The sequence below is a fragment of the Corallincola holothuriorum genome (genome assembly GCF_003336225.1).
Classification (GTDB): domain Bacteria; phylum Pseudomonadota; class Gammaproteobacteria; order Enterobacterales; family Neiellaceae; genus Corallincola; species Corallincola holothuriorum.
Genome location: NZ_QPID01000005.1, coordinates 90,064 through 113,884, shown reverse-complemented (window position 1 = coordinate 113,884; position 23,821 = coordinate 90,064). Strand labels below are relative to the sequence as shown.

Here is a 23,821-nt window from a genome sequence, read left to right as displayed (position 1 = left end):
TACTAATAGTTATAGCGTTCAAACCAGAAGGCGACGCCGGGTTATCCCTAATAAAATAAAAAGCCATGGCAGCCTAGCAACCATGACTAGCGCATTATTATTCTAATTACTTAGCCTTTCGATAGACGTATTTTATCGGGTCTATCTGACGACCATGTTTGAGTACTTCATAGTGCACGTGAGGCCCTGTAGAGCGTCCTGTGCTGCCCATGCGAGCAATCACTTGCCCTTTGGTCACCACATCACCCACATTCACTAGCAGTGTCTGATTGTGACCATAACGCGTGGACAATCCCGCGCCATGATTGATCTCAACCAGCTCACCATAACCCCCACGATGTGCAGACCATGTGACAATGCCAGCACCCGTCGCAACAACGTCACCGCCCTCTTTGCCCGCGAAATCGATCCCTTTATGGTGGGCTGGTTTACGGGTGAACGGATCGGTACGTGTGCCAAAATACGATGATAACCATCCATCGCTGATTGGGCGACCAGAAACATAGCTCTCGTCAGAGATCTGGTGATTCAGTAATAGATTTTCAAGTAGTGCAAGCTGACGAGTACGATTATTTAACTGAGATGAGAGTTCATCGATTTTGGTCAACAGCTCCCCGAGCTGCTCTCCAGGCTCAATCACCTCATCCGCAGTATCAATATTGATTGGACCACCAACAGGGGGCTCCGCCGCAAAATCAAACTCGGTTGAATCCAACTCGTGAAGATCGGTCAATCGGCTACCCAGCGCTTCCAAGCGTTGGGTATGAGCTTGTAATAGCCCGACACGACCAGCTAACTGTTGCAACTGACGTGCGGTCGCTTGACGCAACTCATCCAATTGCACAACTTGAGACTCGTTTTCGATACGCTTTTCAGCAACTTTCAAACGGATTGGGTCCAGCTGGTTAAGCTGGGTGCTCACAAACGTGGCAGCAAGCAACACTACAGCCACAAAAAATCCACCTATGTGCCAGGCACCTAGATTTAAGTGGTACTCGCGATTTCGCGTTTTTAAGGATACTGATACACTCATAACGACTACTTCTATCTATACCTTGTAAATCGGCAAATGCCCGATAAACCATTGGTAACTAGGCAGGTACCTTTATTGTGATGCGCCCTAAACGCCCCAAAGAGCTGGCACAGCTGATAAACCTTAACACAGGTGCGCTGGCGAAACTTCAACACGGCGCACAACAAATCACTCAAATAAACCAAGCTGTGCGAGCCTTGCTGCCTGAGCTAATTAGCAAACAAGTCACTGTCGCCAATTATCGTGAAGGCATTCTTATACTTACCGTTCCCTCTGCCGGGTGGGCTCAACGACTGCGTTTTGCCCAAAGTATGTTGCTCAGCCAGTTACGCAAGCAACATCTGCCGGGGCTTAGCACCATCAATGTGCAAATAGTGCCAAACAAGTCGATAGTTCCTAAAAGAACGCAAGTTACGGGCCAATCGAGAATGATCTCACCATCAACAGCCGAACAGTTGCGCGCGCTCGCCGATCACGCACCAGCAGAGCTAAAAAAACAATTACTCAAGTTAGCCAAGCGCGAAAAGTAGCTTTCGCCAAAAACTATGCTGCTAAAACAACAAAACCAGCCTTACGGCTGGTTTTAATATTAACTCTCTGATTTATCAGGCTAAACTTGGCATCATATATGATACAGGCGCTTCTTCTGTGTCTTCGAAAGTCACAAACTCCCACGCCTCCTGCTGCTTCAACAACGCTTGTATCAACATGTTGTTAAGCGCATGGCCTGATTTATATGCTGTCACTTCACCAATGATGGAATAGCCGCCAAGGAAGAGATCGCCGATCGCATCAAGGATCTTATGTTTCACGAACTCATCATCATAGCGCAGACCGTCTTCATTCAGGATCCGATATTCGTCGAGCACGATAGCATTTTCAAAACTACCACCCAGAGCAAGATTATTGGCTCGTAGGTACTCAATATCCTTCATGAATCCGAAGGTACGAGCCCGACTGATCTCTTTGGCAAATGAGCATGCGCTTAAGTCCATAGACAAACGCTGCTTCTCACCGTCAATCGCCGGGTGTTCGAAGTCGATGGCAAAATTCACGCGGAAGCCATTATGGGGTGAGAACTCGGCCCACTTATCGCCATCTTCCACACGTACCGTCTGCTTAATACGGATAAACTTCTTCGCTGCACCTTGCTCTTCGATACCCGCTGTTTGCAGCAGATATACGAAAGGGCTGGCACTGCCGTCCATGATCGGAATTTCCGGCGCATCCACTTCGACAATCACGTTATCAATGCCGAGACCTGCCAACGCTGAACATAGATGCTCAACGGTAGAAAGTTTAACGCCATCATCCGTGATCAAGCAGGTACACAGCATGGTGTCTCGCACCAAGGCTGGGTCTGCTGGAATGTCTACTACTGGGTCAAGGTCAACACGACGAAATATCACGCCGGTATTCACAGGCGCAGGGCGCAAAGTCAGTGAGACTTTGTTACCTGAGTGCAATCCAACACCAGTAGAACTGACACTCTGTTTTAGAGTTCGCTGTCTGATCATACAGTTACCCGCTATAGCTATCCTTCAAAGTATAGAACAGCCGCTTAAAATGGCCGCATATTTTATCGATATGCTGACTAAATTTCAAGCTTTTACTCTAATCCTAGTCTGCCTGCTTGCGTAAGAAGGCTGGAATATCTAAGTAATCCAACTCTCCCTGACCGCCTGTGGCTGGGCCATTTACAACCTTTTTCTCTGGCATCACCTGATCTGAGACCATGTTTGCAGACAGAGGTTCAATGGTCGGTGCAGGCTTGCTGACCGGTTCCACTGCTGGTGTCGGACGGCTCACCAAAGTGATATCCGGCTTACGCTCTGCACCGATACCAGTAGCAACAACGGTCACACGCAGCTCTTCACTCATCTCTGGGTCAATAACAGCACCAACAACCACAGTGGCGTTTTCAGAGGCAAAGCCTTTAACCGCATTACCGACAGTTTCAAACTCTTCGATACTGATATCTAGGCCAGCAGTGATATTTACCAGAATACCGCGTGCCCCCGCCAAATCAACATCTTCGAGCAGCGGGCTAGAGATTGCCGCTTCAGCAGCTTCTTCTGCACGATCTTCACCGGACGCAATACCGGTACCCATCATGGCGGTACCCATTTCTGACATCACGGTTTTGACATCGGCAAAATCGACGTTAATCAAGCCTGGGCGGGTGATCAACTCGGCGATCCCTTGTACGGCACCATTCAAAACATCGTTGGCAGCTTTAAAAGCATCCAACAGACTGGTACGCGGCCCAAGTACCTTCATTAACTTGTCGTTAGGGATAGTGATCAACGAGTCAACATGGTCACGCAACGCTTCAATACCCGCATCGGCATATTCCATGCGCTTCTTGCCTTCAAATGGAAACGGCTTAGTCACCACGGCGACGGTAAGGATCCCCATCTCACGCGCGACTTCAGCCACTACCGGTGCAGCGCCAGTACCGGTACCACCACCCATGCCTGCGGCAACAAAGATCATGTCAGCGCCTTCAAGGGCTTTCTTGATATTTTCACGATCTTCCAATGCTGACTGACGACCAACTTCAGGATTGGCACCTGCACCCAAACCTTTAGTGATCGCGCCACCAAGCTGAATTTTGTGCTCAGCCGCATTGCTGCGCAACGCTTGCGCGTCTGTATTGGCAGCGTAAAAATCTACGCCTTCAATGGTGTTTTCAACCATATGCTGGATAGCATTACCGCCACCGCCCCCAACACCTACGACCTTAATAACAGCGTCATTACTATGACTTTCCATGAACTCAAACATGATGCGATCTCCGATTTATTTTGTTCTCACCCAGAACGTTTTAAAACTCACCCTTAAACCAACTATGCACTCGCGACCACAGGCCTGAAACACCTTCGCTTGCGCGCTTTTCCCGGCGCTGTCCCAGCAAATCATCTTTGCCGTAATGCAACAAGCCAACAGCTGTGGCATATACCGGGTCATCTACATAATCTGTTAATCCCTTAATTTCGAGCGGTGTTCCCAGCCGCACGGGCATCTGAAACACATCCTCAGCAAACTCGACAGTTCCCTCCATCTTCGCTGTACCTCCGGTCAATACGACCCCCGCAGCAATCTGGTCTTCCATACCACTGCGCTTCAACTCTTCCTTTACCAAATCAAACAACTCGTGGTAACGGGGCTCTACAACTTCAGCCAATGTGTGACGGCTCATAGTACGAGACGGTCGCCCCCCCACACTGGGTACTTCAATACTGTCTTCCAAACTCACTAACTGGCGCAGCGCACAGGCATACTGCACTTTGATCTCTTCGGCATGGGACAGTGGCGTTCTAAAGATCTTAGCGATATCGCTGGTGACCTGATTCCCAGCCACAGGGATCACTGCGGTATGACGGAGCGCACCGGCAGTAAACACCGAGATATCCATGGTACCGCCACCAATATCTACCAGGCAGACTCCCAGCTCTTTCTCGTCATCGGTCAACACCGAATAGCTGGATGCCAACGCCGCGAAAATCAGTTTATCGACCTTCAAGCCACATCGTTCAACACACTTCACAATGTTTTTCGCCATATCGTTGGCACAAGTGATGATATGAACCGTGGCTTCCAAACGCATGCCCGACATGCCTATCGGGCTCTTTATCCCTTCCTGCCAGTCGATAGCAAATTCCTGTGGCAACACGTGTAAAATGCGTCGTTCATCGGAAATAGGCACAGACTTAGCTGTATGGATAACCGCATCGACATCCTCTTGTGTCACCTCTTCCTGATTAATTGACACCATGCCATTTTCATTCTGACATTCGATATGGCGGCCACTGATACTCAGAAACACAGAAGCGATCTGGCATCCGGCCATCAGCTCAGCTTCATCTAACGCTCGCTGCACAGCGCGGGCGACAGAATCAAGATCATTCACACCGCCCTTATCCATGCCCCGAGATTGATGACTACCCAGCCCGATGACACTTATTTCACCATCGGCCATTACTTCACCTACCACGGCGGTCACTTTCGACGTGCCGATATCTAGGCCAACAATCAATCTCGCATCGGTGGTTTTACTCATTCCCACACACTCGCCATCTATTCCGTATCATTTTCGGTAAGCCAACCTACCGCCATGCCTGTGTCGTAACGCGCATCGACATAAGCGATTTTGTTTTTCGCCTCTGCAGGCAATGCCTGATAGAGATCTATAAATCTTTGTAAACGGGCAATCTCATCTTCTCGCCCTAAACGCAATTCCAGGTTGGGTGCTAAAAGCAGTTTCCATGCCTGTCGTGTACTCATGGTTAACTCAAGCAACTCAAGCTGGTGATAAGCCAGCAACGAATCGAAGCGCTTAAAATAATCCAACACCCGTTGCTCGGTACCATCCGGCCCCTGCAACAAGGGCAAAGGCTCCGCCAAAGCCGGCTCTGGCACAGTAAATAGCTCACCCCGTTGATTCAGCAAGCGACCTTCATCCCATTGCGCCAACGGTTGCTGCTCGGTAATAAACAACGTCAAACCATCGGGCCAAGACTTTCTCACCTGCACAGCATCCACCCACGGCAACTCCACAACGCGACGCTGAACATGGGCGACATCTTGCATCATCAACGAATCCAGCCCTGCACCCGATTCGAGCGCGCCGCGGATCTCCTGATCGGTGGTAAAGCGCCGCTCACCAATAATTTTAAGCTGCGCGATCGGTAGCACTTCACGATCTGCCACCGCCTCACTCAATTGATAGATGCCATAGCCCAACGCCAACAGAGTGAGAATAAAAAACACCAAGCCGCCCCAGTGCTTACTGGCCGCCTCATGTTCTGGTGTCATCTCTGGCTCTGTCGTCATCGCTATCGCCATTTAGTCCGCCGTTTGCAATATTCGCAACGTCAATTCGGGAAAGCCAATACCTGCAGCCTTTGCTGCCATCGGCACCAAGCTCTTTTCCGTCATGCCCGGTACGGTATTCACTTCCAGTAGAAACACTTCACCGGCGTCATCAATCATCAGATCAACTCGACCCCAGCCTGATGCAGCCACCGCATCAAATGCCCGAACCGCAATCTCCCCAAGTTCAGCTTCAAACTGCTCATCTAAACCGCAAGGGCAATGGTACTGAGTCGTATCACTCTGATACTTCGCCTGATAATCATAAAAGGTGTTGGGCGTCTCCATCCGGATCATTGGCAGCGCTCTACCCTCCAGGATCGCCACGGTGTACTCTTTGCCAACAACATACTGCTCCAACAGAACCTCGTTGTCGTACGCAAAAGCCGCAGCAACTGCATCTGTCAGTGCATCTGCCGTATCAACCTTGGCCATACCGATGCTGGATCCCTCATTGGCAGGCTTAACCATGACACACCCACCCAACTCAGTAAGATAGGCCGCAAGTAGCTCAGGGCTGCACTGATCTTTTATCGCAACGCGGTAGCCCGCCGTCGGTAGCCCCAAGCTCTGCCATACCTGCTTGGTTCTCACTTTATCCATCGCCAATGCGGAACCCAATACACCACTGCCGGTATAGGGCAGCTGCAACAGCTCGAGCAAACCCTGCATGGTGCCATCTTCACCACCGCGCCCATGCAAAGCGATAAACACCTGGTCGAAACCATGCTTATGTAAGCTGCTAACTGGCTGATGTTTTGGATCAACACCGTGGGCATCGATTCCCGCAGCGTGCAGGCCTTTTAGCACGGCCTCACCTGACTTGAGCGACACCTCACGCTCTGCCGAAGTTCCGCCATAAAGCACGGCCACTTTTCCAAACTGCTTAGAGGCCATCACCGCCCTCCCCGGTTGCCTTCATTGCGGCAATATCCAACTTTAATTCTGCTAAACGCTTGGCGACGGCACCAACGTTTCCTGCACCCTGAGTCAACACCAGATCACCGTCCTGCAGCAGCTCACCAAGTTGTGCTGGTAGCTGTTCCGGCGTCGCCACAAACACCGGGTCGATGTTGCCGCGCTGGCGAATTGATCGACAAAGTGCACGTCCATCAGCTCCTGGGATCGGCTTCTCTCCTGCCGGATAAACATCTAACAACAGCAACAGGTCGACTTGCGACAGCACATCAGCAAAGTCTTCGTAAAGGTCTCTCGTCCGGGTATAGCGATGAGGCTGAAATGCCAATACCAAGCGCCGTTCAGGCCAACCTGCACGAGCCGCCTTGATCGTCATCTGTACTTCAGATGGATGGTGACCATAGTCATCAACGAGCATCGCTTTACCATTGCCTGTATCGAACTCACCATAGTGCTCAAAACGGCGGCCAATTCCTTCGAATGCGCCAAGTGCACGAACAATGGCATCGTCAGCCACACCATCTTCGGTCGCCACAGCAATAGCCGCCAACGCATTCAGCACATTGTGTTGCCCGGGCAAATTCAGGGTCACTTTTAAGCTGCTATGCCCTTTTCTGTTAACCGTGAATTCAGAGCAATGGCCCCGTTGTACAAAATCTACGGCTCGCACATCTGCGTCGTCACTAAACCCATATGTTGTGATATGACGACTAACCCGAGGCAGTAATTCGCGTACCACCTCATCGTCAATACAAAGCACGGCCAGTCCGTAAAATGGCAAATTATGTAAGAACTCAACAAAAGTACTTTTTAATTGTTCGAAATCGCCGCCATAGGTATCCATATGATCAGCTTCAATATTGGTGATCACCGCCACCATAGGTTGCAGATGGAGAAATGACGCATCACTCTCATCGGCTTCCGCGATCAAATAACGGCTACTGCCCAGTCTGGCATTGGTTCCAGCACTGTTAAGCAGGCCACCGATGACAAAGGTCGGGTCAAGCCCTCCTTCGGCAAACAACGTGGCGGTCAAACTGGTGGTGGTCGTTTTGCCGTGGGTACCGGCTATCGCCACGCCGTGACGATAACGCATCAATTCAGCGAGCATTTCGGCGCGCCTTACCACGGGGATCCGCGCAGCATTAGCTGCCAACACTTCTGGGTTATCCGCCGCAATCGCCGTAGAGACAACCACCACACTTGCACCGTCGATCTGTGCAGCGTTATGGCCAATAAACACCTCAGCACCCAAACCAATTAGTCGTTGAGCTGATTGGTTAAGGCCGATATCCGACCCCGTGACTTTATAGCCCTCATTCACCAATACCTCGGCAATCCCGGCCATTCCGGCACCGCCAATCCCAACAAAATGGATGCGACTAACGCGACGCATCTCCGGCACCCATTGCCTAATCTGGCTAATCTGTTGTTCGTTTAATACTGCCATCGCCTAATGTCTCCTAGCCCGTTCGCTGATGATATTTGCCACATCAGCGGTCGCGTTTGGCGTGGCAGCACTTTTTGCTGATTCACCCATTTCAACCAACACTTCCGGTTTATCCAACAACGCAGTTAACTGCTCGTTTAAACTCACTGCATCAAATTGTTTTTGCGGCATCAAAATGGCCGCCTTCGCCGCCACCAAATACTGTGCGTTTTTAGTCTGATGGTCATCAACCGCATGGGGTAAAGGCACAAAGATACTGGCGACACCGGCCATGGCTATTTCTGACACCGTCAGCGCTCCTGCGCGGCAGATCACAAGATCAGCCCAACCGTAAGTCGCAACCATATCGTCAATAAATTCGCTTACCTCTACTTGGGCCTGCGCTGCCGCACGGTAGCGTTCTAACACTTCAGCATGCTGGCCCTTACCTGTCTGATGCTTGATCACCAGTGGACGGTCCAAATTAACCACAGCAGCTGGCACTACTTCATTCAGCACTCGCGCTCCCAAACTGCCACCTACGACCACTATCTGCACTGGACGCTTTGTGATATCCGCTTTACGCTCTCGTGGTGAGGCTAACTCTGCAAACGCAGCTCTCACCGGGTTGCCTACCACCTGCTCAATCCCAGGAAATGCACCGTTGAAAGCAACGAGCAGATCGCTGGCGAAACGGGCGAGCAAACGATTGGTCATTCCGGCGGCGGCATTCTGCTCATGCACCACCAACTTCTTACCCGTGAGCCACGCGGCGATGCCACCGGGGCCGCTGGCGTATCCGCCCATCCCCAAAACCACGTCAGGTTGGCGTTGCTTTATTACCCGGCGCGCTTGGTAAATCGCTTTACCGATCTTAAATGGCGCCGCCAGCAACCGAACGAGGCCATTGCCTCTCACACCCTGAACATCGATATAATCAATGGCATACCCATATTTCGGCACTAATTGCTCTTCCAAACGGCCACGGGTACCCAGCCAACTTATTTGCCAGCCCCGCGCTGCGAGGTAGTCAGCCACAGCCAATGCTGGAAATACGTGACCGCCAGTGCCACCAGCCATAATTAGGAGTCGGCTAGCCATCAGCTTTCCTCCGCTGGGACAGCATCTGCTTTTTTTGCGGGCTTGGCTTTGTTCGGCACGCGCTTGGTTTGGCGCAGTTCCATCCTGACTTCATGCTCAATCCGCACCAAAATCCCGACAGTCACGGCTAAGGTCAGCAAACTACTGCCGCCGTAACTGATCAGTGGCAAAGTCAGTCCTTTGGTCGGGAAAAGCCCCGAGCTCGCGCCAATATTGACCGCACCTTGAAACGCCATCCAAATCGCAATGCCGTAGGCAAAATAGCCCTCAAAGGTACGATCTAAATGCAATGCCTGACGACCAATCAGCAACGCCTTAACCACTAACGCCAACAACAGGCCAAGTACCAGTGCTACGCCAACAAAGCCGAGCTCTTCGGCCAATACAGCAATTACGAAGTCGGTATGGGCTTCCGGCAAATATTCAAGTTTTTGGATACTGTTACCCAGGCCTTCACCAAACCAACTGCCGCGCCCAAATGCCATCAAAGATTGGGTGAGCTGATAACCACTACCAAACGGATCTGCCCACGGATCCATAAATGAAGTAATACGGCGCAATCGATACTCTGACGTCACAGCCAGTACGCCGATGGCCAATATGCCCATCAGCGCTAAGGAGAAGAATTGCCACAATTTAGCGCCCGCCAAAAACAGCATGCCGACCGTGGTCATAAACATCACCACCACGGTGCCAAGATCCGGTTCAAACAACAGCAATACCGCAATAACAAAGAACACTGCCAGAGGTTTAATAAAGCCTTTAAGGTTCTCCCGCACCTCATCACGGCGGCGTACCAAATACCCCGCCAAGTAGCAGAAGAAAAACAGTTTGGCTGGCTCTGCGGCTTGAATAGTGATCGGCCCCAATGCAAGCCAACGGGAGCTCCCGTTCACCTTACGCCCCACGATCAAAACCGCCACCAGCAGCACGATAGCCACCAGCAGCAACATCATGTTGGCCTGCTGCCAGCGTTCCATCGGGATACGAATGATGGCAAACAGCGCTGCCACACTCAGCACCACATACACCAGATGACGCAACAGGAAATGAAATGGCTGACCATACATCCTTTCTGAAATGGGCATAGATGCCGATGCCACCATCACTAAGCCTAATGACATCAAACTGAAAATCAGTACCAACAATGTCCGATCATAGGGCGCATCATCATTGCGGTCGCTTTCAAGCCAGATCAAAGGTAAGCGCATTTGGGCAAGCCACTGACTCATACGGTGGCCTCCTGTACCAACTGGGCAAAACGCTGCCCACGATGCTCAAAACTTTGGAACTGATCGAAGCTGGCACAAGCGGGAGACAATAAAACAACATCACCCGGCTGGGCTATGTGACACGCTTTGGCGACGGCTTGCTCCAACACGGCCACTTCGTGACTATCAGGCTTTAACGCTGCGATCTTTTCACCATCACGGCCAAAGGTGATCAGGCAATCCACCTGCGCCAGTGCCGCTTGCAGCGGGGCGAAGTCTGCACCTTTTCCATCACCACCAGCCAATAGAATTAATTGACCATCAATGCTATCAACTAAACCGGAGATCGCCGCTTCCGTTGCTCCCACATTCGTCGCTTTCGAATCGTTGACGTAAATAACACCATTGCGTTCACACACAAACTCGCAACGATGGGCAAGCCCTTTAAACGAGCGCACAGCTTCTTTCATCGCCGACAACGGGATCCCGGCGAGGGTTGCCAACGCCATTGCCGCAGCCACGTTGGCGAGATTATGGGCTCCCAGCAATTTAAGCTCTGAGACGGCTATCAATGGCTTATCGCCACGCATCAGCCATCGCGCCCCTTGATGCTCAGCAATACCAATGGATTCACTATCTCGTGGCGCGTCCAAACCATAGCTGAAGCGGCAACCATGGGTGAGGAACCGGCTACACCAGGTCTGACTATCGGCACGGTTAAATACGATATTTTCGGCATGGGCATAGACACGTTGTTTCGCCAGGCTGTAGCTGGCCAAATCATCATATCTGTCCATATGATCTTCTGAAACATTGAGCACGGTGGCGGCAATACAGTTCAAACTGGACGTGGTTTCCAACTGGAAACTCGACAGTTCAAGCACATACAGCTCTATTTCAGGCGAAATTTGGTCCAACGCTGGGATACCAATATTTCCTGCGATGGCAACTTTCAAGCGTGCTGCATGGGCCATCTCACCGAGCAATGTGGTCACGGTAGACTTGCCATTGGAGCCGGTAATGGCCACGACAGGTGCAGTCACTTCTCTGGCAAACAGCTCAATATCACCCACCACATCGATACCAGCCGACATGGCTTTACTTAATGCAGGCAGTTTCAGTGACAACCCTGGACTGACAACGATCAGCTCGGCACTCAACAACATATCTTCATTAAGACCGCCAAAGCAAGTAGGTAAGCCTTGCAGATCGGGGGCATTAACGTAAGCGGCAGGCATTTCACGTGTGTCCATTAACAGCGGACAGGCACCGCGCGCGCGCAAAAAGCGGGCACAAGAGACCCCGCTCTGCCCGAGCCCTACGATGACTATCTGTTGTCCGCCGTAATCGATCATTAACGTACCTTCAATGTTGCCAAACCAACCAGAACGAGGATCAACGAGATGATCCAAAAACGCACAATAACGCGAGGCTCTGGCCAGCCTTTTAATTCATAGTGGTGATGTATCGGAGCCATGCGGAAAATACGTTGCCCCCGCAGCTTAAATGAGCCCACCTGCAGGATCACCGACACCGTTTCCATCACGAACACCCCGCCCATGATGATCAACACCAACTCTTGACGCACCATCACAGCAACGGCGCCTAAAGCGGCACCCAAGGTTAACGAGCCAACATCACCCATAAACACCTGTGCTGGATAGGTATTGAACCAAAGAAAACCGATACCGGCCCCAGCAATGGCCGCACAGACCACCACCAGTTCACTGGTATAGGGGATATATGGGATCTGCAAATAAGCGGAGAAGTTAACGTTACCTGTGAGGTAAGCAATGAAGGCCAGCGCAGACGCCACCATGATCGTGGGGACAATCGCCAAGCCATCTAACCCATCAGTCAAGTTCACCGCATTACTGGTACCGACAATCGCAAAGTAAGCGACCACCAGATAGAACAGCCCTAGCTGCGGCAGCACATCCTTAAAGAAGGGTACGACCAATACCGTTTCAGCATCTAACTGCGCGTTATAATAGAGAAATCCCGCAATGGTCAGTGCCGCGACCGACTGCCAGAAATACTTCCAACGGGCGATCAAACCCTTGGGGTCTTTGCGAACCACTTTACGATAATCATCAATCAAGCCGATCAGGCCAAATGACACAATCACAAACAGCATCACCCAGACATAGTGATTGGACAGATCGGCCCATAACAAAACACTGGTCAGTACTGAGCCTAAGATCATCAACCCACCCATGGTCGGCGTGCCCGATTTTGACAAGTGGCTCTGCGGACCATCATCGCGCACGGTCTGACCGATCTGCAGTAACTGCAGTTTTCTGATCACCCAGGGCCCCATCATCAGTGACATTACCAGTGCCGTCAGTACACCTAAAATCGACCGCATCGTTAGATACGAGAAGACATTAAAGCCCGTGTAGTATTGGGTCAGGTACTCCGCCAGCCAAACTAGCATCCTGCAACTCCTATCATCTCTTTTTCTTGTTCCAGTCGTTGCAGAAGATCCGCAACCACTTTATCCATATTTGAGCTGCGAGATCCTTTCACCAGCACAGTCGTCGGACGACCTTGATTGAGCAGCTCCCTCAGCGCATCAACCAAACGCGCTTTATCGTTAAAATGGTGGCCGTTACTGTGACGACCAGCGGCACAACCACTAAGTTCGCCCACAGCGTAAAGCGCACTAATCCCCTGTTGCTGAGCAAATACACCAACGCCTTCGTGTAACTCTTTCGCTTGCGCCCCCAGCTCTTTCATATCGCCGAGCACCAATACCTTTTCACCGGGGTAGCGTGCGAGCAACTTGATCGCCGCTTTGACCGACGCTTCATTGGCGTTATAAGTGTCATCAATCAGGCGGATATCATCGCTGGGGTGATACACATTGAGTCGACCTTTTACCGAGGTCATATGGCCCAAGCCATTGGCGATCGTCTGCGCATCGATACCTAGGCCATAGCAAGCGGCAGCCGCAGCCATAGCGTTACTAACATTGTGCTCACCAGGTACCGTCAAGTGCACCTGTGCCTGCTGCGCTGGCAGATTCAATATAAAGCTGGCACGCCCCTCATTATCAAAATCGATATCGGTGGCAAAAACAGTGGCATCAGGCTTGTCGATGGAGAATCCGAGAACAGGGTGCTCGCCACAGCGCCCCTGCCAATAGGCCAGATCCGGTGAATCGAAATTCAACACGGCATTACCGCCCTGCTCAATACCATTCAGTATTTCGCCCTTTGCTCTAACCACACCATGCAAACTACCAAAGCCTTCCAGATGAGAGGCTCCGGCATTGGTTATCACGGCGACATCTGGCGCCGTTAGCCCAACGGTATAGGCGATTTCGCCAATATGATTGGCACCGAGTTCGATCACTGCGAACTGATCATCTTCAGTCAGGCGTAACAGGGTAAGCGGCACACCAATATCGTTATTAAAGTTGCCCTGGGTCGCCAACACTTGGCCTTGCTCTGCCAAGATCGCCGCGGTCATCTCCTTGACCGTTGTTTTACCTGTACTACCGGTAATAGCGACTACCTGCGGATTAACCGAACGGCGCACCAAAGCACCCAAATCACCCAAAGCGATGCGGGTATCTGTCACCACAATTTGTGGCACAGGCAGATCTAATTCGTGATCCACGACCAAGGCCACAGCACCATCACTCACCGCCTGTCCGGCAAATTCATGGGCATCAAAACGCAACCCTTTCAGGGCAACAAACAGATCGCCTTTGCCAATGGCACGGGTATCGGTACTCACATTATCAATGGTGAGCTCATCACCGACTAAACGCCCATTTAGCGAATTGGCGATCTGGCTCAATTTCAGGGAGATCATAACGCCTCCTCCATTAAGCGGCGGGCAACCAAACCATCATCATGATGCAAGGTTTGCTTACCAACCAATTGGTAATCTTCATGGCCTTTACCGGCAATCAATATCAGATCAGCCATCGCCGCTTGACTAAAGGCTTGTACGATTGCCTGGCTGCGGTCTTCCACGACAGAGATCTGCTCAGGGAAAGCAAATCCAGCCAGTATATCTTGGGTAATTTGGTGCTGCGGTTCGCTACGGGGATTGTCCGCGGTAACCACCACATGATCAGCCAACTGCTCGGCCACTTTCGCCATCAATGGACGTTTGCCAACGTCACGATCTCCACCACAGCCAAATACGCACCATAGTTGCCCATGGCAATGATGACGACAGGCGGCCAAGGCTTTTTCCAACGCATCTGGTGTGTGTGCATAATCAACCACCAGGCCAGGATGCCCCGGTTTGTGTATCAGTTCCATACGGCCAGCGGCAGGTTGTAGCTTTGCCGCCATAGCCACCAGCTGCTGGAAGTCATAACCTTCAACGCACAAAGCCGCGAGAGCGCAAAGAAAATTACGAAGATTAAAATCACCGATCAATGGCAGATATAAACTCGCCTCGCCCCAGTGGCTCGATAACTCACAGCGCATACCATCAGAAAAGTGAGACAGCTCTTGATAAGCGATGAACTGGGCACAACCCAGTTCGGACAACGCGGCGACATCTCCCACCACACAACAGTCCAGCGTCTCGCGCAATTCAGCAAAGAGAACGCGCCCTTCGCTATCTTCCACGTTGATCACCGCCCGCTTTACACTCGGCAGTGAAAATAGGCGCTTCTTAGCGGCAAAATAACTCGCCATATCTTCATGGTAATCAAGGTGATCACGAGACAGATTGGTAAAAATTGCCGTGCTGAAAGGTACAGCATCTGCGCGCCCTTGCATTAAGCCATGGGAAGAAACTTCCATTGCCACCAATGACATCTGTTCGTTTCGCATCGCCGCTAGCATCTGTTGCACAGAAACGCAGTCGGGAGTCGTATTTGCTGTTTGCTGCAACTGATCTACCGCGCCCCATCCCAGCGTACCGACCACGCCACCCTGTTCATCACACAGTTGTGCCAACTGTGCACACATGGAACAAACAGACGATTTACCATTGGTACCTGTGACACCAATCACTTTCATCTGCTGACCTGGCTCACCGTAAAACTGGGCAGCGATCTGTGGCAACCGACGTGCTAAATCAGGCACGCGGATCTCTGGCACCGCACCCGCATCTTTTGCCTGGTGCCAAACCAATGCTTCTTCGTCGCCCGCGGCCAGAATAGCGGCAGCTCCAGCCGTCAAAGCACTCGCAATATATTCACGGCCATCAACCAGATGCCCAGGGATAGCAGCAAACAGATCACCAGGACGAATTTGTCGACTGTCCAGATGCATCTGTGCCAGCGATATCGCTGGCAACGTAATAGAGTAATTTGGGAGCAGTTCAGCGAGCTGAGCCATCAGGCTTTCCTCCACTGAGCACCGCAATGCGGCTATCCCCCACCGCATCAGGGCTAATATTGAGCGCCCTCAATGCGCCCGCCATCACTTTACCAAACACCGGCGCGGCAACATCACCGCCATAATATCTATCTCCGGCGGGCTCATTGACGACCACCACGATCGCTAATCGCGGGTTATCCAAAGGTGCCACTCCGGCAAATGACGCAACATAGTCATCGCCATACCCCCCGGCCACCGCTTTTCTTGAGGTACCCGTCTTACCCGATACGCGATAACCGGCAACTTGTGCGGCAATACCTGTACCGCCCTCTTCGGTCACGGCATTCATCATAGTGAGAACACTGCGGGCAACCTGCTGATCCAGCACACGTTTGGCGGGCAGTGGCTCATCGGTTTTGATAATCGAAAGTGGACGCAATAAACCGCCGCTTCCTAATACCGCGTAGGCTTGGGCTAGCTGCAACGTGGTCACCGTCAATCCATAGCCAAAACTCAGGGTTGCCACTTCAAATTCCGACCAGCGACGGCGCTCATGGATCACACCACTGCTTTCACCCGGCAGCCCCAAGCCGGTATCACTACCGAAACCTAAGCTGTAAAAAGTGCCAAGCAGCTGTTCCACAGGCACAGAAAGAGCCAGTTTGCTAACGCCAACATTGCTAGATTTTTGCAGGATCCCTGCCAAATCCAGCTCACCATAATCACGGGAGTCTCGTACCTGACGACCTCCAATACGCATCCAACCAGGCGACGTATCAACCACAGTATCTGACTGCACTGAACCAGCATCCAAGGCACTGATAACGGCCAGCGGTTTAACTGACGAGCCCGGTTCAAACGTATCTGTCACGGCTCGGTTACGGGTACGGTGATTCTTCAAGCCTTTGCGGTTATTAGGGTTATATGAAGGGGTATTAACCATTGCCAACACTTCACCGGTCCGCACATCCAATACCACCACCGATCCCGATGTTGCGCGATGATATTCCGTGGCTTTCTTCAACTCTTGATAAGCCAGCGCTTGAATCCGCTGATCAATGCTAAGCACGAGATCGTGGGGCGTTTCCGCTTGCTCCAGCACTTCCAAAGATTCGATCACCCGTCCGCCACGGTCCTTACGAACTTTTCGCTTACCGTCGGTACCCGTTAACCACTCATCATAACTGCGCTCAAGCCCTTCAAGGCCCCTGTCATCAATGTCGGTAAAACCAATCAAGTGAGCACTGACTTCGCCTGTAGGATAGAAACGGCGTGACTCGGACTTCAGGTAAACCCCCGGGATCTTGAGATTCTCGACATAGCCAGACATTGCAGGTGACAGCTGACGCTGCAGATAAACAAAACGTTTACCTTTACTCCCCTGCATCCTCGCCATCACTTTATCGAAATCGAGGTCTAACACATCACACAATGCTTGCCAGCGACGGGTCATCGACAAGCCATCTTTTTCAAACAGAATTTTTGGATCTACCCAGACCGCTTCTACCGGCACGCTCACCGCAAGTTCGATGCCATTACGATCTGTGATCAAGCTGCGCTGAACAATTTCAGTCTTGGTGCGCAATGAGCGATTATCACCCTCCATACGCAAGCGATCCGGATCCAGTACCTGGATATAGGCAGCGCGAGACAAAAGCGCAACGAACAACAAAGACACTGCACCCAAAACGCAATAGAAGCGCCAGGCGAAGTGTTGATGTCCCTTATTGGCTTTTGCCTGTTTACTCATGGCAGTCTCACCACTTTTTCAGACTCAGGGCTTGGCCTGATCATCTGTAATCGGCTGCTTGCAAGGCGCTCAATGCGACTATGCTCGGCCAACGAATTCTCTTCCAGCAACAGATGGCGGTACTCGACCTTCAGCTGATCCTGACGCTCCAGTAGCTGCTCCAAAACGATGTTGCCTTGACGGGCGTGGTGCACGGTTAGGATCACCGCAAACGCACAACACAGGTTAATCAGCGCCATGCTGAATAACCCTTTATGCCGCCATAGGTCCTGAAAGACCAATAGGCTGAGGCTGCGCTGGCTATCTGTCATAGCGGCACCTCAAGGCGCTCGGCAATGCGTAGCACTGAACTGCGTGAGCGAGGGTTAGCCTCAACCTCTGCAGCACTGGGCTTGATCGCCTTACCTAATGTTTTCAATTTACAGCGCCCCGCCAGCTGGGCTTCTGTCAGGGGCAATCCCCGAGGGATCGGCTCCCCTTTACTCTGCAAGCGCATAAACTGCTTAACGATGCGATCTTCCAGCGAGTGGAAGCTGATCACCGACAACCTGCCGCAGGGGGCTAACACTTCCATCGCTCCAGCAAGCACTTCGTGGATCTGTTTGAGTTCTTGATTGATCTCAATACGGATCGCCTGAAAGCTGCGGGTTGCAGGGTGTTTATGCTTTTCGCGATTCGGCGTAATACGCTCAATCAAAGAGGCTAGTTGTGATGTCCGTAAAAACGGTTTTTCATCGCGGTCATGGACAATGGCGCGAGCAATTTTGCGAGCAAAGCGCTCTTCGCCATACTCTTTCAACACTCGAACGATCTCGTCTGCTTCCGCGACAGCCAGCCACTCTGCTGCTGTTTGGCCACTGCTGTTGTCCATCCGCATATCCAGCGGACCATCATTGATAAAGCTAAAACCGCGTTCACTGTCATCGAGTTGCGGAGATGACACGCCGAGATCCAGCAGCACACCATCGATTTTACCGCTCAGATCTCGTTCATCCATATAGGCCGCAATTTGGGAGAAAGTGCCGTGGATAATCTCGAAACGGGGGTCATCGAACTGCTCAGCCACAGCGATCGCGGTGGGGTCACGATCGATAGCAAGCAGGCGGCCTTGGGGGCCAAGCTGTGAAAGAATGGCACGGGAATGTCCGCCACGGCCAAATGTGCCGTCAACGTAGATCCCATCAGGTTTAATTGCCAGTCCGTCTACCGCTTCGCGCAGTAATACGGTTTCATGCACCAATGCCATTGCCTCTAGTTAGAGAGAGAAATCCTGCAGTCGTTCACTGAATGGTTCAGTGCCCGACAGCTCGAGTTCTTTATCCGCTTCAACCTGATCTGCCCAGGTCTGTTCATCCCAGATCTCAAATTTATTGAGCTGGCCCACCAGCATCAGCTTTTTATCCAAATTGGCGTGCTGACGCAGTGGTGCGGAGAGTAGTAAACGGCCATTTTTGTCCATTTCTACTTCGGTGGCGTAACCAAGCAGCAAGCGCTGCATGCGCCTTTCGGCGGGGTGCATACTGGAGAGTTGTTGCAACTTGAGCTCAATCGCTTCCCAAGCCGGCAACGGATAGAGCAATAGACAAGGATCTTTGATATCGATAGTGCAAACCAGTTGTCCCTGACAGCGTTGCATAAGGGTCTCACGATACCGAGTTGGCATCGCAAGGCGACCTTTGCTGTCAAGATTGATGGCATTAGCACCGCGAAACATGATCAGATTGGCTCCCTGTTATATTGCCTTTAGATCCACAATTATCCACTTTCCCCCACGGTGCTAAAGTGTAGGGGGGGTAAACAACCCTTGTCAAGCAGTCACTACCATGCTGTGAGGCCAGTCACCATGGGGTTTTTGTAGCAAAATCGAAAGCCGTTGATAAAGTGGATAAAAGTGGTGGTGAAATGCCGTTCCAGCCCAAAAATTATTTTTCCAGTGCTGAAATCAGAGAGAAGAGAGAGGCATCAGGCAAAAAGTGGTTATTTTGCGCCATCACTCGCCCCTGATGGGGCGAGAGAAAAGTTGGGGGAGTTGGCCGATAAGCCGGGTTCTGTCGTGGATGATCATTCCTCTAGGCCTGCAATCGCTCACAGGCTCAAGCAACCTACCCGCTTCCGATATGGGCCATACCGTAAGGAAGCCTATTTGGTCTTGCTCCGGGTGGAGTTTACCGTGCCACGAACTGTTACCAGCCGCGCGGTGCGCTCTTACCGCACCCTTTCACCCTTACCTGTGCGATTATCCGAAGATAAAAGCCATCGGCGGTATACTCTCTGCTGCACTAGTCGTCGGCTTGCGCCGCCCAGGCGTTACCTGGCACCCTGCCCTGTGGAGCCCGGACTTTCCTCCCCCGCTATAAATAACGGCGGCGATCATCTGGCCAACTCCGGCGGCGGAGTCTAGCAGAGTTGCGCGGTTTCAGCTAGCGACCCTGCAACTTCAAACCCAGGTCATAAACCAGCTTCTTCTTCACATCGTACATTTCAGCGACCAAAGCGGCTGCTTTCTTCAATGGTAACTCAGCGATAAGAAGCGCTAACCAACGCTCAGCTTCCGCAGGCAAGCCCTCCCCCTCTGGCACCTGATAGCCCCCAATCACCAAAACAAACTCGCCCTGCTGACGCTCTGGCTCAGCCTCTAACCAGTCAATTAAGCCAGCTAAAGTCGATTGGACAACCGATTCAAAGCGCTTGGTTAGCTCTTTTGCCAATGTCGCCTCACGCTCGGCACCAAAATGCTCAATCATCGCGGTCAAGGTCACTAGCACCCGTCGTGGTGACTCATAAAACACCATGGTGCGAGGCTCTTTTGCCAATCCATCGAGGCGACTGTTCAGTGCACCAGATTTGGCAGGCAAAAAGCCTTCAAAACTAAATCTGTCGGTTGGCAAACCGGCTGCACTTAACGCCGTAATTGCTGCACATGGCCCAGGCAAAGGGATCACATTGACACCAGCATCACGACAAGCACGCAACAAAGGATAACCGGGGTCACTAATCAGGGGTGTGCCAGCGTCAGATATCAGCGCGACAATTTGCCCAGCCTGCACCCTTTCGATAATCGCAGCACTGCGCGCCCGTTCATTGTGCTCATGCAACGACCAAAGATGGCCACTGATGCTGTAAGCATCCAATAAACGTCGGCTATGGCGGGTGTCCTCAGCGGCAATCAGATCCGCTGCTGTCAGCACTTCAATGGCCCGCTGTGTCATGTCTCCTAGGTTACCTATGGGAGTAGGGACAATATAGAGTGCACTCGCTAAGCTCATTGGGCTGTTTTCCGTTGTTTGTTAAGATGAAAGGGTAAAGGTACACTAAGCCCACTTAAATTAAAGTTACGCCTACTAGACGAGACCGGTAACCTAACCTGATGAGTATTCTACCACGCCTAAGCTGGCCACTTGCCATTCTCTTCACCATTGCGGCCTGTGCTCCGACACCAAAACCGGATCCTAAACCCGAAGAGGTTGCCATCGTTGCCGTAGGGGTGCCAACGGCACCCGCTGCCGACTATTTACTCAAAGCACAAGAGACATCAGGAGCGGCTCGCCAAGCCTATCAACTGTTGGCATCACGCGCCCACTTGCTTGAAGGTCAACTGGAGTTAGCCCGCTCAGTCTATGGCAACATTGAGATCCCACTTTCGCGCGATGATCAACGACTGGAGTACACACTGTTAGGTGCCGAGTTCGCTATCTATCGCGGCGCACCAGATCAAGCCATTGAGATCCTAGGCTCAATCAAGAAAGATAAGCTGAGTAGCGAAGATAAGTTGCGCACCTATCAACTGCTAGCTCGCGCTCAATTGGCCCGTGGCAACCGGGTCGAAGCCGCCAGATCACTGGTGCAACTCGATCCTTCATTGGATCCAGAACAGCAGGTGGAAAACCACAGTTATATCTGGAGCTATCTCAAGCCTCTGACCCCCTTCTCGCTACAAACTTTTGAGCAAGCGCCGCCACCAGACGCCTTTACTGGCTGGTTACGACTAATGGCGTTGACCAAAACCATGTCAACCCACCCGGCTGCGATGATCGATGCCCTAGAGCAGTGGCGCATAGAGTTCCCCAATCACCCCGCAGCAGCCAGCCTGCCGTTGGAACTGCAAACCGCACTAGAAACCCGTCCATTCACGCCAAAACGGATTGGCGTTTTGCTGCCACTCACTGGACGCTTTAAGAGCCAAGGTGAGGCGATACGTGATGGCATGGTATTTGGCTACCTGAAGACAGCCATGCCAGACCTAACAGTGACATTTTATGATACGGCAGCGGAAGGCGCACTGCAGGCGCTGGAACAGGCCCAACTCGCTGCAAGCGACTTTATTATCGGCCCGTTGCTAAAAGGTAACGTTGAGACATTGCTCAGCGAAGCCACATTAACCACTCCGCTACTCGCACTAAACCGTATCGACGGTGCAGTGGACAACGCATCGCTATTTTTCTTCCCGTTGGCACCAGAGGATGAAGCCGTACAGGCTGCCCAACGAATGTGGAATGACGGCCACCGTTACCCCTTACTATTACTGCCTAAGGGCGGTTTAGGTAGTCGCATTGCTGCTGCGTTTGAAGAGAGCTGGATGCAGTTAGTCAGCAGCAATCAGCTTGATCCAAATGATGACACCAAGCAGAGTGTTGAGGTGCGTTATTACAGTGACCGCAAAGCGATGCAGAAAATGGTCGAACAAGCGCTCGGGGTTAACGAGAGTCAGGCTCGGATCCGACATATGAAAGGGCTATTCGGCTCTAAGTTGGAAGTTGAGCCGCGCAGTCGCCGAGACTTAGATGCCGTCTACCTGTTCTCCAACCCAATAGAGACACGCCTACTCAAGCCTTTTGTCGATGTCACCGTCAGTCCGTTTGCGGACCAACTGCCGATCTATGCCAGCTCTCGCAGCCATGAAAAAAGCTTGGCACAAGGTCAGGCACGGGAATTAACTGGCGTGATGTTCAGTGAGATCCCCCTGTTACTGCCAGCCTCCGAAGAGCAATCAAGTACCCGTGACGCCAGTAAGGCTCTGTGGCCTCAGCGCAGCGCCTCTGAGCAGCGCCTATTCGCCCTTGGACTCGACGCCTACCAACTGATCGGTCAGTTGGCCCAGATGCGCGCATTCCCAGGTTTTAGCGTGGAAGGTATGACAGGTAGACTGCAAGTCTCAGAAGATGGCCAGATAAAACGGGAATTGAACTGGGCAAAAATGCGCAATGGTAGCGCAGAGCTTATGCCAAGGCAGGCAACAGAAGATGAAATGGTTACTCAGCCATAGGGCGATTGGTGAGGCCTATGAGCAGCGGGCCAGAGCCTATCTAGAGCGCCATCAGTTGAAGTTTGTCACCGCAAACTTCCATTGCCGTGGTGGTGAGATAGATCTGGTGATGCGAGAAGACAACACTTGGGTGTTTGTTGAGGTAAAGTATCGAAAATCTGGCAGTCACGGAGGCGCTTTAGCCGCAATCGATGAAAAGAAAATTCATCGATTAAGGCATACAGTGCAACTTTTTCTGCAACAAAAGGGGTTAGACGAGAGTCTGACCCCATGTCGAATTGATGTGGTTGCCATTACCGGCGACCAGTATGAATGGATCCGTAACGCGATCTAAGTCCAAAGATAAGGGCCAAACAATGTTGAGTCGCATTGAAGAAAGCTTTAAAGAAAGCATACAAACCAAAATAGCAGCGGCAGAAGCGATGCCTCCAGCCATAGAAAAAGCTGCACAGATGATGGTGCAGTGTCTGCTATCAGGAAACAAGATCCTAACCTGTGGTAACGGCGGCTCTGCTGGCGACGCACAGCATTTCTCCTCTGAGTTATTAAACCGGTTTGAGCAGGAACGCCCTAGCCTTCCTGCCATCGCCCTAACCACCGATAGCTCGACCATCACCTCCATCGCTAACGACTACAGCTATGACGAGATCTTTTCTAAGCAGGTTCGTGCATTGGGTAACAGTGGCGATATTCTGCTAGCGATTTCAACCAGTGGTCAAAGTCGTAATGTGATTAAAGCGATGGAAGCGGCGCTGTCACGAGATATGACAATTGTTGCCTTAACCGGTAAAGACGGCGGGGAGATGGCTGGGCTTTTGGGTCCAAACGATGCTGAAGTACGTGTACCATCTACCCGCACGGCACGAATTCAAGAGGTTCACCTGCTGGCTATTCACTGCCTCTGTGATCTCATCGACCGCACTTTGTTCCCGCAAGATGAGGAGTAA

At 51.7% G+C, this 23,821-nt stretch carries 22 protein-coding genes and 1 other RNA gene; 4 read left to right on the top strand and 19 right to left on the bottom strand.

What is annotated here, in order from left to right; all coding sequences use genetic code 11:
• Positions 1-106 precede the first annotated feature (106 nt).
• Complete coding sequence (locus tag DU002_RS09690) at positions 107-952, bottom strand: M23 family metallopeptidase (protein ID WP_233496465.1); 846 nt, start codon at positions 950-952, stop codon at positions 107-109.
• 161 nt (positions 953-1,113) lie between these two features.
• On the opposite strand from DU002_RS09690, the gene DU002_RS09685 reads away from it, so the two are divergent.
• Entirely contained in the window at positions 1,114-1,563 is a 450-nt protein-coding gene (locus DU002_RS09685; RefSeq protein WP_114338178.1) for a DUF721 domain-containing protein, read from the top strand.
• A 75-nt stretch (positions 1,564-1,638) separates the two neighbouring features.
• Here DU002_RS09685 and lpxC read toward each other — a convergent pair whose 3' ends face one another.
• From lpxC to rsmI, 18 genes are all read right to left on the bottom strand, one after another.
• Positions 1,639-2,550 carry a UDP-3-O-acyl-N-acetylglucosamine deacetylase gene (gene lpxC / locus DU002_RS09680; RefSeq protein ID WP_114338177.1) on the bottom strand — a complete coding sequence of 304 codons (912 nt, stop codon included), beginning with the start codon at positions 2,548-2,550 and terminating at the stop codon, positions 1,639-1,641.
• A gap of 103 nt (positions 2,551-2,653) precedes the next feature.
• A complete protein-coding gene (gene ftsZ / locus DU002_RS09675) occupies positions 2,654-3,820 on the bottom strand; it encodes a cell division protein FtsZ (RefSeq protein WP_114338176.1) in 1,167 nt (388 codons plus the stop codon).
• Positions 3,821-3,860: 40 nt separating this feature from the next.
• A complete protein-coding gene (gene ftsA / locus DU002_RS09670; RefSeq protein ID WP_114338175.1) occupies positions 3,861-5,096 on the bottom strand; it encodes a cell division protein FtsA in 1,236 nt (411 codons plus the stop codon).
• 17 nt (positions 5,097-5,113) lie between these two features.
• Entirely contained in the window at positions 5,114-5,881 is a 768-nt protein-coding gene (locus tag DU002_RS09665; protein WP_114338174.1) for a cell division protein FtsQ/DivIB, read from the bottom strand.
• Complete coding sequence (locus tag DU002_RS09660; RefSeq protein WP_114338173.1) at positions 5,882-6,805, bottom strand: D-alanine--D-alanine ligase; 924 nt, start codon at positions 6,803-6,805, stop codon at positions 5,882-5,884.
• Positions 6,795-8,276: a UDP-N-acetylmuramate--L-alanine ligase gene (murC, locus tag DU002_RS09655; RefSeq protein ID WP_114338172.1), complete on the bottom strand. Its 1,482-nt coding sequence runs from the start codon at positions 8,274-8,276 to the stop codon at positions 6,795-6,797. Before murC ends, DU002_RS09660 begins: the two co-directional genes overlap by 11 nt.
• A 3-nt stretch (positions 8,277-8,279) precedes the next feature.
• Positions 8,280-9,356, bottom strand: coding sequence for an undecaprenyldiphospho-muramoylpentapeptide beta-N-acetylglucosaminyltransferase (gene murG, locus DU002_RS09650; RefSeq protein WP_114338171.1), 1,077 nt, complete (start codon positions 9,354-9,356; stop codon positions 8,280-8,282).
• Positions 9,356-10,567 (bottom strand): cell division protein FtsW, encoded by a 1,212-nt coding sequence (gene ftsW, locus DU002_RS09645; RefSeq protein ID WP_233496476.1) that lies wholly within the window; start codon positions 10,565-10,567, stop codon positions 9,356-9,358. The genes murG and ftsW overlap by 1 nt, the downstream gene beginning before the upstream one ends.
• A gap of 17 nt (positions 10,568-10,584) precedes the next feature.
• The gene (gene murD, locus DU002_RS09640; protein ID WP_114338169.1) at positions 10,585-11,922 is read right to left on the bottom strand and encodes a UDP-N-acetylmuramoyl-L-alanine--D-glutamate ligase; all 1,338 of its coding nucleotides are present in this window, start codon (positions 11,920-11,922) and stop codon (positions 10,585-10,587) included.
• Positions 11,922-13,004, bottom strand: coding sequence for a phospho-N-acetylmuramoyl-pentapeptide-transferase (gene mraY / locus DU002_RS09635; protein ID WP_114338168.1), 1,083 nt, complete (start codon positions 13,002-13,004; stop codon positions 11,922-11,924). Before mraY ends, murD begins: the two co-directional genes overlap by 1 nt.
• Positions 12,998-14,389, bottom strand: coding sequence for a UDP-N-acetylmuramoyl-tripeptide--D-alanyl-D-alanine ligase (locus DU002_RS09630; protein WP_114338167.1), 1,392 nt, complete (start codon positions 14,387-14,389; stop codon positions 12,998-13,000). Before DU002_RS09630 ends, mraY begins: the two co-directional genes overlap by 7 nt.
• Positions 14,386-15,879 carry a UDP-N-acetylmuramoyl-L-alanyl-D-glutamate--2,6-diaminopimelate ligase gene (murE, locus tag DU002_RS09625; RefSeq protein ID WP_158538018.1) on the bottom strand — a complete coding sequence of 498 codons (1,494 nt, stop codon included), beginning with the start codon at positions 15,877-15,879 and terminating at the stop codon, positions 14,386-14,388. Before murE ends, DU002_RS09630 begins: the two co-directional genes overlap by 4 nt.
• On the bottom strand, positions 15,863-17,611 hold the full coding sequence (locus DU002_RS09620; protein ID WP_114338165.1) for a penicillin-binding transpeptidase domain-containing protein: 1,749 nt from the start codon (positions 17,609-17,611) through the stop codon (positions 15,863-15,865). The genes murE and DU002_RS09620 overlap by 17 nt, the downstream gene beginning before the upstream one ends.
• Positions 17,608-17,922 carry a cell division protein FtsL gene (gene ftsL / locus DU002_RS09615; protein ID WP_114338164.1) on the bottom strand — a complete coding sequence of 105 codons (315 nt, stop codon included), beginning with the start codon at positions 17,920-17,922 and terminating at the stop codon, positions 17,608-17,610. The genes DU002_RS09620 and ftsL overlap by 4 nt, the downstream gene beginning before the upstream one ends.
• A complete protein-coding gene (rsmH, locus tag DU002_RS09610; RefSeq protein WP_114338163.1) occupies positions 17,919-18,857 on the bottom strand; it encodes a 16S rRNA (cytosine(1402)-N(4))-methyltransferase RsmH in 939 nt (312 codons plus the stop codon). Before rsmH ends, ftsL begins: the two co-directional genes overlap by 4 nt.
• Positions 18,858-18,866: 9 nt before the next feature.
• Positions 18,867-19,325, bottom strand: coding sequence for a division/cell wall cluster transcriptional repressor MraZ (gene mraZ / locus DU002_RS09605; protein WP_114338162.1), 459 nt, complete (start codon positions 19,323-19,325; stop codon positions 18,867-18,869).
• Positions 19,326-19,632: 307 nt separating this feature from the next.
• Positions 19,633-19,997: RNase P RNA component class A (gene rnpB, locus DU002_RS09600), an RNA gene on the bottom strand.
• 34 nt (positions 19,998-20,031) lie between these two features.
• A complete protein-coding gene (rsmI, locus tag DU002_RS09595; RefSeq protein ID WP_114338161.1) occupies positions 20,032-20,877 on the bottom strand; it encodes a 16S rRNA (cytidine(1402)-2'-O)-methyltransferase in 846 nt (281 codons plus the stop codon).
• A 101-nt stretch (positions 20,878-20,978) separates the two neighbouring features.
• On the opposite strand from rsmI, the gene DU002_RS09590 reads away from it, so the two are divergent.
• Genes DU002_RS09590 through DU002_RS09580 form a run of 3 tightly spaced genes read left to right on the top strand, consistent with a single transcriptional unit; the run spans position 20,979 to position 23,821 of the window.
• Positions 20,979-22,874, top strand: a complete 1,896-nt coding sequence (locus tag DU002_RS09590) for a penicillin-binding protein activator (RefSeq protein WP_114338160.1) — start codon at positions 20,979-20,981, stop codon at positions 22,872-22,874.
• The gene (locus DU002_RS09585) at positions 22,852-23,208 is read left to right on the top strand and encodes a YraN family protein (RefSeq protein WP_114338159.1); all 357 of its coding nucleotides are present in this window, start codon (positions 22,852-22,854) and stop codon (positions 23,206-23,208) included. Before DU002_RS09590 ends, DU002_RS09585 begins: the two co-directional genes overlap by 23 nt.
• A gap of 22 nt (positions 23,209-23,230) precedes the next feature.
• Positions 23,231-23,821, top strand: coding sequence for a phosphoheptose isomerase (locus DU002_RS09580; RefSeq protein WP_114338158.1), 591 nt, complete (start codon positions 23,231-23,233; stop codon positions 23,819-23,821).